Origin of the sequence: Blastomonas sp. CCH1-A6 (genome assembly GCF_001556365.1) — a bacterium.
GTDB classification, from domain to species: domain Bacteria; phylum Pseudomonadota; class Alphaproteobacteria; order Sphingomonadales; family Sphingomonadaceae; genus Blastomonas; species Blastomonas ursincola.
On the sequence record NZ_LSIS01000177.1, the window covers coordinates 1 to 14,252 of the forward strand.

12 protein-coding genes are annotated in these 14,252 nt (G+C 66.0%); 8 read left to right on the forward strand and 4 right to left on the reverse strand.

Features of this window, described 5'->3' with window-relative positions:
• On the reverse strand, positions 1 to 816 hold an 816-nt coding region (locus AX735_RS07560; RefSeq protein WP_231750055.1), incomplete at its 3' end, for a UxaA family hydrolase.
• Between the two features lie 166 nt (positions 817 to 982).
• Between AX735_RS07560 and AX735_RS07565 the strand changes: the two genes are divergently transcribed.
• The 5 genes from AX735_RS07565 to AX735_RS07585 all read left to right on the forward strand — a co-directional run bounded on the left by AX735_RS07565 (position 983) and on the right by AX735_RS07585 (position 6,100).
• Positions 983 to 1,999, forward strand: a complete 1,017-nt coding sequence (locus AX735_RS07565; RefSeq protein WP_066278074.1) for a LacI family DNA-binding transcriptional regulator — start codon at positions 983 to 985, stop codon at positions 1,997 to 1,999.
• A gap of 128 nt (positions 2,000 to 2,127) precedes the next feature.
• A complete protein-coding gene (locus AX735_RS07570; protein WP_066278102.1) occupies positions 2,128 to 2,766 on the forward strand; it encodes an RpiB/LacA/LacB family sugar-phosphate isomerase in 639 nt (212 codons plus the stop codon).
• Positions 2,767 to 2,794: 28 nt separating this feature from the next.
• Positions 2,795 to 3,562 carry a 2-dehydro-3-deoxy-D-gluconate 5-dehydrogenase KduD gene (gene kduD / locus AX735_RS07575; RefSeq protein ID WP_066278077.1) on the forward strand — a complete coding sequence of 256 codons (768 nt, stop codon included), beginning with the start codon at positions 2,795 to 2,797 and terminating at the stop codon, positions 3,560 to 3,562.
• Entirely contained in the window at positions 3,547 to 4,569 is a 1,023-nt protein-coding gene (locus AX735_RS07580) for a sugar kinase (protein ID WP_066278080.1), read from the forward strand. Before kduD ends, AX735_RS07580 begins: the two co-directional genes overlap by 16 nt.
• Positions 4,556 to 6,100 carry a carboxylesterase family protein gene (locus AX735_RS07585; RefSeq protein WP_137775549.1) on the forward strand — a complete coding sequence of 515 codons (1,545 nt, stop codon included), beginning with the start codon at positions 4,556 to 4,558 and terminating at the stop codon, positions 6,098 to 6,100. The genes AX735_RS07580 and AX735_RS07585 overlap by 14 nt, the downstream gene beginning before the upstream one ends.
• On the opposite strand, the gene AX735_RS07590 is transcribed toward AX735_RS07585, so the two are convergent.
• Positions 6,033 to 6,488, reverse strand: a complete 456-nt coding sequence (locus tag AX735_RS07590; protein ID WP_066278087.1) for a cupin domain-containing protein — start codon at positions 6,486 to 6,488, stop codon at positions 6,033 to 6,035. The two genes, AX735_RS07585 and AX735_RS07590, sit on opposite strands and share 68 nt — an antisense overlap.
• Positions 6,485 to 7,831, reverse strand: a complete 1,347-nt coding sequence (locus tag AX735_RS07595) for a pectate lyase family protein (RefSeq protein WP_066278091.1) — start codon at positions 7,829 to 7,831, stop codon at positions 6,485 to 6,487. Before AX735_RS07595 ends, AX735_RS07590 begins: the two co-directional genes overlap by 4 nt.
• A 251-nt stretch (positions 7,832 to 8,082) precedes the next feature.
• On the opposite strand from AX735_RS07595, the gene AX735_RS07600 reads away from it, so the two are divergent.
• From AX735_RS07600 to AX735_RS07610, 3 genes are read left to right on the forward strand one after another with little or no spacing between them, the layout of a single operon-like run.
• Positions 8,083 to 10,974 carry a TonB-dependent receptor gene (locus AX735_RS07600; protein WP_082750996.1) on the forward strand — a complete coding sequence of 964 codons (2,892 nt, stop codon included), beginning with the start codon at positions 8,083 to 8,085 and terminating at the stop codon, positions 10,972 to 10,974.
• A 54-nt stretch (positions 10,975 to 11,028) separates the two neighbouring features.
• Positions 11,029 to 12,030, forward strand: a complete 1,002-nt coding sequence (locus AX735_RS07605; RefSeq protein WP_066278094.1) for an alpha/beta hydrolase — start codon at positions 11,029 to 11,031, stop codon at positions 12,028 to 12,030.
• Positions 12,027 to 13,643 carry a family 43 glycosylhydrolase gene (locus AX735_RS07610; protein ID WP_066278114.1) on the forward strand — a complete coding sequence of 539 codons (1,617 nt, stop codon included), beginning with the start codon at positions 12,027 to 12,029 and terminating at the stop codon, positions 13,641 to 13,643. The genes AX735_RS07605 and AX735_RS07610 overlap by 4 nt, the downstream gene beginning before the upstream one ends.
• Here the strand turns inward: AX735_RS07610 and AX735_RS07615 are convergent.
• On the reverse strand, positions 13,640 to 14,252 hold a 613-nt coding region (locus AX735_RS07615; RefSeq protein ID WP_066278097.1), incomplete at its 5' end, for a substrate binding domain-containing protein. The two genes, AX735_RS07610 and AX735_RS07615, sit on opposite strands and share 4 nt — an antisense overlap.

Sequence of the window (14,252 nt, forward strand, 5' to 3'; positions counted from 1 at the left end):
CCCGCCGCATTTGAGCCCCACGACCAATGCACCCAGCGGCAGCGGTTCGCGCTGCGCCTGCGCTGCCTCTGCCACCATCGCATCGATGATCGCGCCCGCTTCGGCCAGCTCGTCCCCCGCCGCCTGCGACGACAGGCTGCGCACCTTGGCTCGTGCGGACGGCGGGATCGCGTCGATCAGCGCCGCGAGCTGGTTCGATTCGCAGCCCAGTCCCAGCAGAAGCACGCCCGCCGCATTGGGATGCGCCGCCAGCCCTGCCAGCAGCGCGCGCGTGCCCGCCAGGTCGTCGCCGAGCTGCGAACAGCCGTGCGGATGCGGATAGGCAATGATGCCGTCGATCTTCCCGGCGCTGATCAGCGCGGCATGACGCTGCTCCGCCGATCGCGCGATCTGCTCGGCCGTCAAAGCGACACAGCCTACCGTCGGCAAAATCCAGATCTCGTTGCGCGTGGCTGCACGGCCATCCGCGCGGCGATAGCCCTGCCAGACCGACTCTTCGTCAAAGGTTGCGGCCCCGGTCGAAAGCGAAGCCCGGCCTGGCACATAATGCTCCTCGCCCACCAGCGCGGTCACCAGATTGTGGCTATGGACATGCTCGCCCGGTGCGATCGCGGCTGAGGCACGGCCGATCGGCAGGCCGTATTTTACCACGCGGTCGCCTGCCTGATGCGCCTTGAGCGAAAATTTGTGCCCTTGGGGAATGTCTTGGGCGAGTACATGACTGGCCCCCGCCAGCGCCACCTGTTCGCCCGCACGCAACGGACGCAATGCCACTGCCACCGTGTCTGCGGCGTGCACCTGCATCGCATCGGACATGTGGTGTTTCCCCTCGCGTCACGACTCTGGAACGGTCGTTCCGGATAGGCATAGCGTTATGGTAACCGGTGTCAATCCCGCCGGGATTGCGTTTGACGCAAACATGTGGCTAGGAAGTGGCATGCACTGACACCGGTGTAGCATCGCGAATGGGGGCAAGACGGACGTGGCCAGGGCAAAGGACGGCAAGCCGACGATCAACGATGTGGCCCGTCTGGCCGGGGTGTCGAAGAAGACGGTGAGCCGCGTCATCAACCGATCCCCGCTGCTCAACGCGCAGACGCGCGAAAAGGTCGAGGCGGTGATTGCTGAACTCGGCTATGTGCCCAATCCGCAGGCGCGCGCGCTGGCGCTGCGCCGCAATTTCCTGATCGGCCTGATCCACGACAACCCCAATGCGCAGATGGTGCTGGGCGTGCAGGAAGGCATATTGTCGGCGATCCGCGACACCGAATTCGCGCTGGTCGTCCGCCCGGTCAATCGCCGCTCGCCCGACATGCTCGACGATGTGCGCACGTTTCTGGACCAGCAGCGGCTGTTCGGCGTGCTGCTCCTCCCGCCGATTTCGGAAAATGACGCGCTCGCCCAACTGTGCGACGAACTTGGCGTCACCTATGTCCGGATGGGATCGGTGCGGCTGGACGAGGACGTGCACATGGTCGCGTCGAACGACCGCGAGGCTGTCGCCAAGGCCGTGGGCTATCTTATCGGCCAGGGGCATCGCCGCATCGGATTCGTTGCGGGCCCCGAAGGCTTCCGGTCTGCCGCAGAGCGCGCGCTGGGCTATCGCGACGCGCTCGATAGCGCAGGCGTTGCCATCGACGAGACGATCATGGCCGAGGGCAACTATACTTTCGAGACCGGGATCGCCGCGGGAGAAAAGCTGCTCGCCGCCTCGCCTCGCCCCAGCGCAATTTTCGCCAGCAACGACGAGATGGCCGCCGGTGTGCTGCACGCCGCGCGCAGCATCGGCATGTCGGTGCCCGAGGACCTGTCGATCATCGGCTTCGACGATACGGCGATCGCCGCGCACATCTGGCCACCGCTGACCACGGTGCGCTGGCCGATCCAGGCGATGGCCAAGGCCGCTGCGATCAAGCTGATCGCTCCGGTCGAGGCGCGCGATCAGCCATCCCATTTCCTGTCCGACCTGATCGAGCGCGCCTCCGTCGCACCGCTCTGAACCAATCCAACCACCCCGCAATAGAGCTTGCACCGATCAATGACACCGGTTACCAAGCGAGCCAATATTCCCCCGAACCCAATCGGGCCGGACTCGCCGAGCACCGCCGCCCGGACAGGAGAGACATGATGAAGATCGCCCTGATCACCGAGAACAGCCAGGCCGCCAAGAACGGCATCATCCACGAGGCGCTGACCGATGTCGCGGTGCCGCTGGGGCATGAGGTGTTCAACTACGGCATGTACACCGCCGAGGATTCGGCCTCGCTGACCTATGTCATGAACGGGCTCCTGACCGGCATCCTGCTCAATTCGGGCGCGGCGGATTTCGTCGTCACCGGCTGCGGCACCGGCATGGGATCGATGCTGGCGTGCAACGCGATGCCCGGCGTGTTCTGCGGGCTGGTGATCGACCCGACCGACGCCTTCCTGTTCGGCCAGATCAACGACGGCAACGCGATCTCGATGCCCTATGCCAAGGGCTTCGGCTGGGCGGCCGAGCTCAACCTGCGCGATTGCTATGCCAAGCTGTTCGACGGCGAGCGCGGCCTGGGCTATCCCAAGGAGCGCGCCGCGATCATGGCCAAGAACCGCGGCATCCTGAAGGACCTCAAGGCTGCGAGCTGCCATGACATGCTCACGGTGCTGAAGACGGTCGACCAGGATCTACTCAAGGCGGCGATCGCCGGTGAGAAGTTCGCCGAACTGTTCTATGCCAATTGCCAGGACGAGGCGATCGCCGACTATCTGCGCGGCCTTTCGGCCTAATCGACCCGGCCGACAGGGGAACGGAACCATGAGCCTATTCGACCTTTCGGGCCGCGTCGCAGTAGTGACCGGCGCCAATACCGGCATCGGCCAGGGCATCGCACTCGCACTGGCCGAGGCGGGCGCAGACATCGCCGCTGTCGGCCGCACGCCTGCCGAGGAGACCGCCGCCAAGGTGCGTGCGCTGGGCCGCCGGTGCGAGCTTGTCTCGGCGGATCTCGGCACCATCGCTCCGGTCCAGGCCGTGGTCGACCAGGTGCTCGAAGCGCTGGGCGGGCTCGATATCCTGGTCAACAATGCCGGCATCATCCGCCGTGCCGATGCGGTCGACTTTACCGAGGAAGATTGGGACGCGGTGGTCGACACCAACCTCAAGTCGGTGTTCTTCCTCAGCCAGGCGGCAGGCCGTCACATGATCGCTCAGCGCGAGGCAACGGGGCGGCGCGGCAAGATCATCAACATCGCCTCGATGCTGAGCTTCCAGGGCGGCATCCGCGTGCCGAGCTATACCGCGAGCAAGAGCGGCGTTGCCGGGCTTACCAAGCTGCTCGCCTGCGAATGGGCGGCCAAGGGCGTGAACGTCAACGCGATCGCGCCCGGCTATATCGCCACCAACAACACCGCCGCTCTGCAGGCCGACGAGACGCGCAACCGCCAGATCATGGAGCGCATTCCCGAAGGCCGCTGGGGCGATCCTGCCGATATCGGCGGCGCGGCGGTGTTCCTGGCGAGCAGCGCTGCAGACTACGTCCAGGGCCATGTGCTCGCGGTCGATGGCGGATGGCTCGCGCGGTGACGGGGCCGGTCGTCTGCTTCGGCGAGATGCTGCTGCGCCTTGCGCCTCCGGGCGCACGGATGATGGTCCAGGCGCAGAGCCTCGACATGGTCGTCGGTGGCGCCGAGGCCAATGTCGCTGCCGCGCTGGCCGCGCTCGGCCAGGAGGCGCGGATGGTGACGCTGCTGCCCAGCTCACCGCTGGGTGACAAGGCGAAGGCGGATCTTGGCGCGGCGGGCGTGGATACGCGCTTCATCGCGCGCGCAGACGGACGCATGGGTCTGTACTTTCTCGAGCCCGGCGCCGGCTTGCGCCCATCGTCGATCACCTATGACCGGGCAGGATCGGCCTTTGCCCTCGCCTCGCCTGATGCCTTACACCTGAAGGGAGCGCTCGAAGGCGCAGCCTTGCTCCACATGTCGGGTATCACGCCTGCGCTCGGCCCTGGCGGCGTCGCGCTGGCCGAGGCAGCGGTCGCCGCCGCGCAGGACGCGGGCGTGCCGATCTGCTTCGACGGCAATTACCGCGCATTGCTCTGGGACGCGTGGGACAGCGATCCGCGCGCGATCCTGACCCGGCTGGTCGGGGCGGCAAAGGTGCTCATCGGCAACCATCGCGACATCTCGCTGCTGCTCGGCAAGACGTTCTCCGGCGACGGCGCGGAACGACGCCGCGAGGCGGTCGAGGCCGCGTTCGATGCCTTTCCGAATCTCGAGCTGGTCGCCTCGACCGCGCGCCATGTCGTCAGCAGCGATCATCACCGCATCGCTGCGCGCGTCGACACCCGCGCCTCCAAGCACCAGACCGCCGAGATCGACGTCACCGGCATTGTCGACCGCATCGGCACCGGCGATGCCTTTGCTGCGGGCGTGCTGCACCAGTATCTGCACGGCGGCAACGCGCAAGCCATGGCCGAATGCGGGCTGGCGCTCGCCGCGCTCAAGCACAGCCTGCCCGGCGATTTCTGCCTGATCGGACCCGCCGAGCTTGCCGCTTTCTCGGCGCAAGGCGGCGATGTCCGGCGTTGAACTGACGCGCCGCGCGCTGATCGGAAGCGGCGCGGCGCTGATCGCGGCCCCTGGCCTCGCCCGCTCTGCCGACCCGCGCGTCGGTCGCTATACTGGCCTGCGCGAGAATGGCGTGCTTGCGTTCAAGGGCATCCGCTATGGCCGCGCCGAACGCTTTGCGCCGCCATCGCCCGAGCCCTGGGACGGCCCCGCCCTTCGCGCGCAGCAATTCGGGCCGATCGCCCCGCAGCGCGGCAATCCCGACCTTCCCCAATCAGAAGACTGCCTGTTGCTCAACGTCTGGACGCCCGAGGCGAACCCAAAGGCCAAGCGCGCGGTGATGGTCTATTTCCATGGCGGCGCGTACAGCAACGGCACCGTCACCGATCCACTGACGCATGGCCACCGGCTTGCGGCGCAGGGCGATGTCGTGGTGGTCACGGTCAATCAGCGGCTCAACGCCTTCGGCTATGCCTGGCTAAAGCCCTTTGGTCCGCGCTTTGCCGATAGCGGCAATCTGGGCCAGCTCGACCTGATCCTCGCGCTGCAATGGGTGCGGGATCACATCGCCAGTTTCGGCGGCGATCCGGCGCGGGTGATGGTGTTCGGCCAGTCGGGTGGCGGAGCGAAGATCGCGACATTGATGGCGATGCCGGCGGCACGCGGCCTGTTCCATAGCGCAGCGACGATGAGCGGGCAGCAGGTCACCGCGAGCGGCCCCGGCAATGCCTGGAAACGGACGCAAGCGCTGATGGCGGCGATGAAGCTCGCGCCCGATGACGTCGAGGGGCTGCGCACCGCGCCTGCCAGGGCCATCGTCGACGCGCTCACGGCCACCGATCCGGTGATCGGCGGGCCAGTCTATTTCGGGCCGGTGCTCGACATGACCAACCTGCCGCGCCACCCGTTCTGGCCCGTTGCCGCGCCGCAATCGCTCGCCATCCCGATGATCCTCGGCAACACCGCTCAGGAAACGCGCGCGTTCATCGACCCAAAGGGGCCGAAGCTCGAGGGGCTCGACTGGAGCAACATCGCACCGCGCATCGCCGCCGAGGTGAAGATCGATCTCGACCCCGAATGGGTCGTCGCCCGCTATCGCACGCAGTTCCCCGATTGGTCGCCCGAGCGACTGTTCTACGCGGCGACTACGGCGGGCCGGTCCTGGCCCGGCCAGGTCATCGAGGCGGATGAGCGTGCCAAGGCAGGCGCGAAAGCGACATGGGTCTACCAGCTCGACCGCCCCTCGCCGATCGATCCTGCGCGCGGTGCGGCGCATACCGACGACATTCCCTATGTCTTCGGCACATTGGATGCGCCGGGCAGCTATAGCGGCACCGACGCGCGCGCGCAGGCGACGCGCGACCTGATAATGAAGGCCTTCACTGGCCTCGCCAAGACCGGCAAACCTGGGCTGGAGAGCTGGTCTCCCTACACCCTGCCCGACCGCGCGACCCTGGTTGTCGGCGATGGCGCGGCGGCGCTCGTCAACGATCCCCGTCGGTTCGAGCGGGAGCTGTGGGCGACGGGGCCGTACATTCAGCCGGGCAGCTGACCGGTTCCTTGACCGGATAGGCGATGATCAGCGCGAGCGGCCTGTCGCCCCGCTGCCAGATGCCGACCACCGCGCCATCGTAGAGATAGGCGGTCATGCCGGGCCTGAGCGTCGCGCGCTGGCCGTCCGAGACCACCTCGCCCTCGCCGTCGAGCACATAATAGACTTCGTCATGCGCGATAGGATGTTCGCCGATCGCCGCGCCGATATCGAGCGTGCGGCGGCGGAACTCCATGCGGCGCGGCTGCGGCACATGGTCGCTGATCCGCCAGGCGGTGCTCATCCCGATCGCGCCATGCGGCGGCGGCTCGCGCTTGACCGTATCGAGCTCGTCGACGATCGCCATGGGCGGCGCAGCAGCGAGCAGCAGGGCGATGAGCGCGCTCATGGCTGGGTCGTCCGCATCTGCTGATCGCGTGTCGAAAGACGCTCCTGCGCCCCGCCCTTCTGGCCGGGATAGCGACCCGATTTCGGCGTCATCGTGTCGAGATTCCAGTCGGCCTCATTGAACGGGGCAAAGGCCGCCACCGGCGCGGGATAGCCGCCGACCTCGCTCTCGTCGTCAATGATGTCGCCGCGCCCTTCGGCGACGAAGAAAAGCACGCGGATGTCATCGGGTGCGCGGTCCCACGGGCGTGCGCCTGCAGTCTGCAGCAGCGATGTCTCGACCTCGCCCGAGGGCAGCACGGCATAGGCATCGATCCGCGCCAGCGGCGCCTTGGCGGTGATCAGCTTTGCGCGCGTCTCGCCATAGCGGCCGAACTGGGGCAGCGGATTGCCGTGGCGATCGACCGCGCGATTGTCCTTGCCGAAATAGGCCAGGTCCCCGTCGCCGCCGAGCATCAGGAAGGGCAGCCCCTCGTTGGTGTCGTTGCCGCCACGCATCACATTGCCGATCGCGGTGATCTCGCCGGTGACATATTCATGCCCCTGCCATTCGAGATTCATCAGGTTGTAGTGCACCGCGCGGTGGCCGGGATTGTAGATCAGATTGTTGATCATGGCCACCTGCGCCCCGCCCTTGACCAGCGGCGAGCGCTCGACATTGTGCGCCCAGACATTGCGGTAAAACATTATATTCGTTGCATTATCGTGGATCAGCGAGCCCTTGCTGTGCTCGCCCTTGGGGTGGCTCGAAACGGCCAGGCCCTCAGCCGCCAGATTGTCGCGGAACACGATATGGTGGCTGGTGCCCGCGCGCCATTGCTCGACCGTGTCGCCGGTGAAACGCGGGCCCGAAGCGGACATGTTCTCGTCCACGCCCCAGAGAAAGCTGCAATGCTCGACCACGACATTGTGCGCGGCGACCGTGGAGAAGGAATCGGCCTCCCAGCCCGACATGCGCGCCTGACCGTCGGCGCCGGTCATCACCCGGATGTGCGAGACGACCACATCGTGCGTGCGCAGATCAATGCCACCCTTGATGATCGTGATGCCCGGCGAAGGCGCAGTCTGGCCGGCGATAGTGAGATACGGTTCGCTGATTTCCAGCGTGCTGCGCCCGAGGTCGATCACCCCGCCGACCTCGAACACGACGGTGCGCGGCCCCTTGGCGGCGAGTGCCTCGGCCAGCGATCCCGGACCCGATTTGGCGAGTGTGGTGACGCGGATGATTCGCCCCCCTGCCCCGCCTTTCGTTGGATCGCCCGGGTGCGGCTCGGCGGCGGCATGGCTCAGGCTGGCCAGGGCAAAAGCCCCGATTATCGCGGCTTTCTGCAAGGTCTTGCGCATGGTTTCTCTCCCGTTGCCATGGTTATTGACAGAGCCGCAGCGAGAGGGCAATACATAATGACACCGGTTACCTTGGACGGTCAGCCTCACTGGCACGCTCCATGGATCATCGGAAAGAACAGCGATGCCCGCTCCGGCGAGGCCTCGGAAGTCGGGAGTCAGGGTGTCAGGGCGTATCGGATGCATGCTGCATCTTCTCCTTTGACACCGGTAGCAATTGCCTGAAATAAGGCGATCAGGAGGGGACAGACATGCGCCGTCAGAACACGCACCGGGCAACCGGCCATTCCATTTTCAAGGCGGCACTGCTCGCAGGGTGCGCGCTGGCCGCGACCAGCACCGCGCAGGCGCAGGTCGCCGAGGGCGAACAACCGACCACCGTCGAGGACGAAGCTCCGGCTGCGGACGAGATCGTCGTCACCGGCTTCCGCCAGTCGCTCGAAGCCGCGATCAACCTGAAGCGGACCTCGGTCGGCGCGATCGACGCGATCGTCGCCGAGGATATCGCCAAGTTCCCCGACCAGAACCTCGCGGAATCGCTGCAGCGCATCCCCGGCATCTCGATCACCCGTGACGCCGGCGAAGGCCGCGCGATCACCGTGCGCGGTCTGTCGAGCCAGTTCACCCGCGTCCGCGTCAACGGCCTCGAAACCGTCGCGACATCGACCGATGGCGCTTCGGCCAACCGCGACCGCGCGTTCGACTTCAACGTGTTCGCCTCGGAGCTGTTCAGCTCGATCGTTGTGCACAAGACCGCCGAGGCGAGCCTCGACGAAGGCTCGCTGGGTGCGGTGGTCGATCTCAACACCGGCAACCCGCTTGCGGCCAAGGCGGGCTTTACGGCGGTGGGCTCGGCTGTGGTCAGCTATAACGACCTGTCCGAATATGCCGGCCCGCGCCTCGCAGGGCTGCTGAGCTGGCGTAACGATGCCGGCACCTTCGGCGTGTCGCTTTCCGCGGCCTATCAGAAGACCCAGGTGCTCGAGCTCGGCAACAACACCGTGCGCTGGGCGCAGGCGCGCTTCGACTCGGTCAACGGCACCCCCTGCTTCCAGCAGAGTGCGACGAACACGACCCCGGTCCGCAACGCTGGAGGCGTCTATGTGAATGGCCGCAACGCGGCTTGCGACCAGGCGGCGTTGTCCTTCCACCCGCGCATCCCGCGCTATGGCGAGGTGAAGCACGATCGCGAGCGTCTGGGCATTACCGGATCGATCCAGTTCGCGCCGACCGACATGACCAAGTTCTCCATCGACGGACTGTTCTCGCGCTTCAACAGCGACCGGCGCGAGCGCTGGGGTGAGGTGCTGTTCCGCTCGAACGAGCGCTCGATCGACGTCATCAACCCAGTTTACGACGCCAACAACAACATGATCAGCGGCACGTTCAACGATGCCTGGGTCCGCACCGAACATTATCTGCGCGAAAGCACCACCGAATTCTATCAGGTCGGCGGCACCTGGGATCAGGACCTGTCGGACAGCTTCCGCTTCACGCTGCTGGGCGGCATCTCGAAATCGACCGCCGACATCCCGGTGGAAACGACCATCGTGTTCGATGACCGCGATGCGCAGGGCTATAGCTACGACTATACCGACATGAAGCGTCCGAAGCTGACCTTCGGCACCAGCGTCACCGATCCGGCCGTGTTCCAGCTCGCCGAAATCCGCGACCGTCCCTCCGAGATCGTCAACCAGTTCAAGACCGCGCAGCTGCGCACCGAATGGGACGTCACCGAAGACTTCACGGTCAAGGCGGGCGTGATGTGGCGCCGGTTCGAATTCGACACCGTGGCGTTCACCCGCGATACCGCGGTCTGCGGCAATGGCGGCCTGGACCGAGTGCTGGGCACGATCACCTGCTCGCCCACCAGCCTGTTCGGCCCGACCGCCGTCTATGGCTTCCCGGTGACGGCGCAGCTTTCCGAGCTGTTCCAACTGGGCAATGCCGGTCAACCGGCGGGCAATACGAACAGCTGGCTGGTCCCCAATCTCGATGCGACCACCGAATTCACCAAGCTGTACAGCCGCCCGCTGGCGCTGGACGCGGGCAACAATCGCGGCGTGCAGGAAACCACCAAGGGCGGCTATCTGCAGTTCGACGCCAAGGGCGACATTTTCGGACTGGAATATGCGTTCAACGGCGGCATCCGCTATGTGAAGACCGAACAGTCGTCCTACGGCCTGGTCGGCGCGGTGGAAGCGACGATCGAGCGCAGCTATGACGACTGGCTGCCCTCGGCCAATATCGCCTTCTTCCCGACGCAGAACCTGATCATCCGTGCTGCTGCGGCAGAGGTGATCACCCGCCCGACGCTCGGCTCGCTAACTCCCGGCGGTTCGGCTGACGGCTTCAACTTCCGCGTCAACAGCGGCAACCCGTTCCTCGAGCCGTTCCGCGCGACGAACTATGACCTCGCGATCGAATGGTATTTCGCACCTCAGGCGCTGCTCTCGATCGCCGGGTTCATCAAGAACGTGGACAGCTTCACCCAGACAGCGGCGATCACCGAGGCAACCTTCGCGCAGACCGGCCTGCCGGTTTCGGTGCTCAACCCCTCCTCGCCTGCCGCTCTCAACCCGGCGCTGCTGACGCAGCCAATCTGGACGCTGACCACTCCGGTCAACGGCACCGGTGCGAAGCTCAAGGGCGTGGAAATCGCCGCGCAGATCCCGTTCAGCGCCTTTACCGACGGGTTCTTCGGCAATTTCGGGATCCTTGCCAACGCGACGTTCATCGACAGCAATGCCGATTTCATCGTGCAGGGTCCGGCCACCACGCCCGGTGGCGCGCTGGTCAACGTGACCCGCAGGGCAGCGCTCGCCAACGTGTCGAAGCGTTCCTACAACGGTACCTTCTATTATGACGACGGCAAGTTCTCGGCGCGCGTGATGGGCACCTATCGCAGCCGCTGGCACGAAGGCGCGAGCGGCACCGGAAACATTCTCGAGGGCTTTGGCAGCCAGTTCAACCTCGACGCCTCGATCCGGTACAAGTTCACCGAATGGCTCGAAGTCTCGCTGGAAGGCAACAACCTGACCGACACCTATCGCTATCGCTTTACCGATTTCGATGCGGACCGGAACTACGAGAACAACCATTTCGGCCGCACCTTCTTCCTGGGTGCGCGCTTCAAATACTGATCACAACCGGGGCGGCGGTTCGCCGCTGCCCGACCGAACGCAAGAGGAGCCGCCATGCCGATCGATCGCCGATCCCTCATGGTGGCTCCGCTTGCGTTGGGCCTAGCGAGCCTCGCGAAAGCACAGACGCCGGTACCTCAGGTTCCAGGCGGTTCGCTGCCCCCCGGTCTGCCCCAGCCGTCCGAGACCATCGATCTGTGGCCCGGCGGCGCGCCGGGTTCTCCCGCGAAACCGCTCGTCGAGACCGTGCAGGAGCGCTCGACCGACCGGTTGGTCACCGACCGCGCGGTGTTCGGTATTTCCAGACCCCGCATGGCCGTGTTCCGGCCCGACCGGCCCAATGGCGCAGCGGTGCTGATCACGCCGGGCGGCGGCTATCGCTGGGTGGTGGTCGACAAGGAAGGCTATGAAATGGGCCGCTGGCTGGCAGCGCGCGGCTTTACCGCCTTTGTGCTGTTCTACCGGCTACCCGGGGAAGGCTGGGCCACGGGACCCAATGTCGCGCTGGCCGATGCGCAGCGGGCGATGCGGCTTATCCGCCACCGTGCCCGCGATTTTGCAATCGATCCGGAACGCGTTTCCGCGATGGGCTTTTCCGCCGGAGGACATCTGTGCGCGGACCTCTCCACGCGCTTCGATGCGAAAGCCTATGAACCCGTCGATGCTGCCGACACGCTTTCGGCCAGGCCGCATAGCGCCGCGCCGATCTATCCGGTGATCTCGATGACCCCGCCCGATGCGCATCCCGGCTCGCGCGACCTGCTGCTCGGCAAGACGCCGACGCCAGCGCTCGAAGCCGCGCATTCGCCGCATCGCAACGTGCCGACCAACGCCCCGCCCTTCTTCCTGCTGCATGCCGAGGATGACGAGGTGGTGCCGGTCAACAACGCATTGCTGCTGCGCGCGGCGCTGAAGGACAAGGGCGTGCGCGTCGAGACGCATCTGTTCGAACATGGCGGGCACGGGTTCGGGCTGCGCAAGGCCATCGGCAAGCCGGTCGAGGCCTGGCCCGAATTGTGGCGCGCCTGGGCGCGGACCACGGGCTTGGCGCTATGACCCGCCGCTCGCTGAAATTCAGCCGCCGCGGCGTGATGGCCGCGGGTGCGCTTTCGACATTGGGGCTTGCAACATCTCTGCCCGCAAGCCCCTCCCCGGCGCCGAAACCCTCCCCAGGCTGGCGCCGGGGTCTGGACCATCAGCGGATTGCCGATCTTAGCGATGGCCGCTTTCTCAACCCGGTGCTTTCGGGCGACCGGCCCGACCCTGCCATCCTCAAGGACGGCGAGGATTATTACCTCACCTTTTCGAGCTTCGAATCCTATCCCGGCCTGCTGATCTGGCATTCGCGCGATCTGGTGAACTGGCAGCCCCGAAAGCCGGCGCTGACCCGCAATATCGGATCGGTCTGGGCGGTCAGCCTTGAAAAGCACAAGGGCCGCTACTTCCTCTACATTCCGGTCAAGGCCAGCCCGCAGAACGACATCTACGTGATCTGGGCCGACCATATCGACGGCCCGTGGTCCGATCCCGTGCCGCTGGGTCTGCACAAGCATATCGACCCCTGCCATGCGGTGGGCGAGGACGGATCGCGCTGGCTGTTCCTCTCGGGCGGCGACCGGGTGCGGCTATCCGATGACGGTATGCGCGTCATCGGCGAGGTCGAGCATGTCTACGATCCATGGCGCTATCCCGAGGAATGGGATGTCGAGGGCTTCGCACCCGAGGGACCGAAGATTCACCATATTGGCAATTGGTTCTACATGATTACCGCTGTCGGAGGGACAGCGGGGCCTCCCACGGGCCATATGGTGATCGCAGCCCGCTCGCGTTCGATCCACGGCCCGTGGGAGCAGCACCCCGACAACCCGCTGGTGCGCACGACCGACATCCGCGAGGCGTGGTGGTCGCGTGGTCATGCCAGCCTGGTCCAGGCACCGGACAAAAGCTGGTGGAGCCTGTATCACGGGTTCGAGAACGGCTATTGGACGCTGGGCCGTCAGTGCCTGCTCGATCCGGTCGAATTCACGCCCGACGGCTGGTTCCGCATGACCGGCGGTGACCTGTCCGCACCGATTGCCAAACCCGGGGGTGGCGAGGCTCTGCCGCACGGCATGGCGCTGTCTGACGATTTCGGCACGCTCGCGCTCGGCACCAAATGGTCGTTCTTCCGCCCCGACCCGGACGAGAGCAGCCGCGCCCGCGTCGCGGACAACACGCTGTTTCTCAAGGGCAAGGGCCTCGCCCCCTCTACCGGATCACCGCTGCTGGTGATCGCGGGCGACACTTCGTACCGGTTCGAATGCGATATCGAGCTTGCCCCGGGCGGCACGGCGGGACTGGTGCTGTTCTATGACGACAAGCTCTATGCGGGGCTCGGCTTCGATGCCGAGCGCTTCGTGACTCACCAGTACGGCATCGAGCGCGGGCGTCCCGCCAACCCGCACGGCCGCCGCATGCGCATCCGGGTGACCAACCGGAAGCATATCGTGAGCTTCCACACCTCGGGCGATGACGGCAGGACCTGGCTGAAATTCGACCGGGGCATGGAAGTCTCGGGCTATCACCACAATGTCCGCGGCGGCTTCCTGATGCTCCGCCCAGGGCTCTATGCCGCCGGCCCCGGCGAGGCGAAGTTCCGCGACTTCCGCTTCACGGCGCTGGGGGATTAGCCGAGCCCGGCAACCGCGCCGGCCAGCCAGTCCGCAAACAGCCGCGCGCGCGGACGCACCCGCCTGCCCTCGGGAAAGATCACCCAGATATCGTTGCCCCCCAAGGTCCAGCCGGGCAGCAGCGGGACCAGTTCGCCCATCGCCAGACTGGCCCCCACCATGCGGTTGGTGACCATCGCGATCCCCATCCCCGCCAGCACCGCTGCGCGCAGTCCTTCGGCAGAGTTTACCCGCAGGATCGGATCGGCGGGATAGGCCGAGCAGCGCTCGCCAACCTTTTCGAAGGTCCAGGCCTCGCGACTGTCGAAAGACGTGAAGCTGATGATCCGGTGCCGCACCAGATCGGCGGGATGCGCTGGCGTGCCGTGCGCGGCCAGATAGCCCGGCGTCGCCACCAGCATCCGGCTTGCGCTGTCGATCCGGCGCGCGAGCAGGCTACTATCGCCGAGCTGGCCGGTGCGCAGCGCCAGGTCCACCCCCTCCTCGACCAGATCGACGCGGCGATCATCGAGGATCAGCTCGATGCGGATGTCGGGATGCAGCGTCTGGAACTCGGGCAGCAGGGGGATCATCACCTGGCTGGCATAGACCGGCGGGGCGGCGATGCGC

What these genes read in the sequence shown, in the direction of transcription:
- AX735_RS07570 (WP_066278102.1), top strand. Translation starts at nt 2,128, where the DNA reads ATGAAGATCGCCCTGATCACCGAGAACAGCCAGGCCGCCAAGAACGGC.
- kduD (WP_066278077.1), top strand. Translation starts at nt 2,795, where the DNA reads ATGAGCCTATTCGACCTTTCGGGCCGCGTCGCAGTAGTGACCGGCGCC.
- AX735_RS07580 (WP_066278080.1), top strand. Translation starts at nt 3,547, where the DNA reads ATGGCTCGCGCGGTGACGGGGCCGGTCGTCTGCTTCGGCGAGATGCTG.
- AX735_RS07585 (WP_137775549.1), top strand. Translation starts at nt 4,556, where the DNA reads ATGTCCGGCGTTGAACTGACGCGCCGCGCGCTGATCGGAAGCGGCGCG.
- AX735_RS07590 (WP_066278087.1), bottom strand. Translation starts at nt 6,488, where the DNA reads ATGAGCGCGCTCATCGCCCTGCTGCTCGCTGCTGCGCCGCCCATGGCG.
- AX735_RS07595 (WP_066278091.1), bottom strand. Translation starts at nt 7,831, where the DNA reads ATGCGCAAGACCTTGCAGAAAGCCGCGATAATCGGGGCTTTTGCCCTG.
- AX735_RS07600 (WP_082750996.1), top strand. Translation starts at nt 8,083, where the DNA reads ATGCGCCGTCAGAACACGCACCGGGCAACCGGCCATTCCATTTTCAAG.
- AX735_RS07605 (WP_066278094.1), top strand. Translation starts at nt 11,029, where the DNA reads ATGCCGATCGATCGCCGATCCCTCATGGTGGCTCCGCTTGCGTTGGGC.
- AX735_RS07610 (WP_066278114.1), top strand. Translation starts at nt 12,027, where the DNA reads ATGACCCGCCGCTCGCTGAAATTCAGCCGCCGCGGCGTGATGGCCGCG.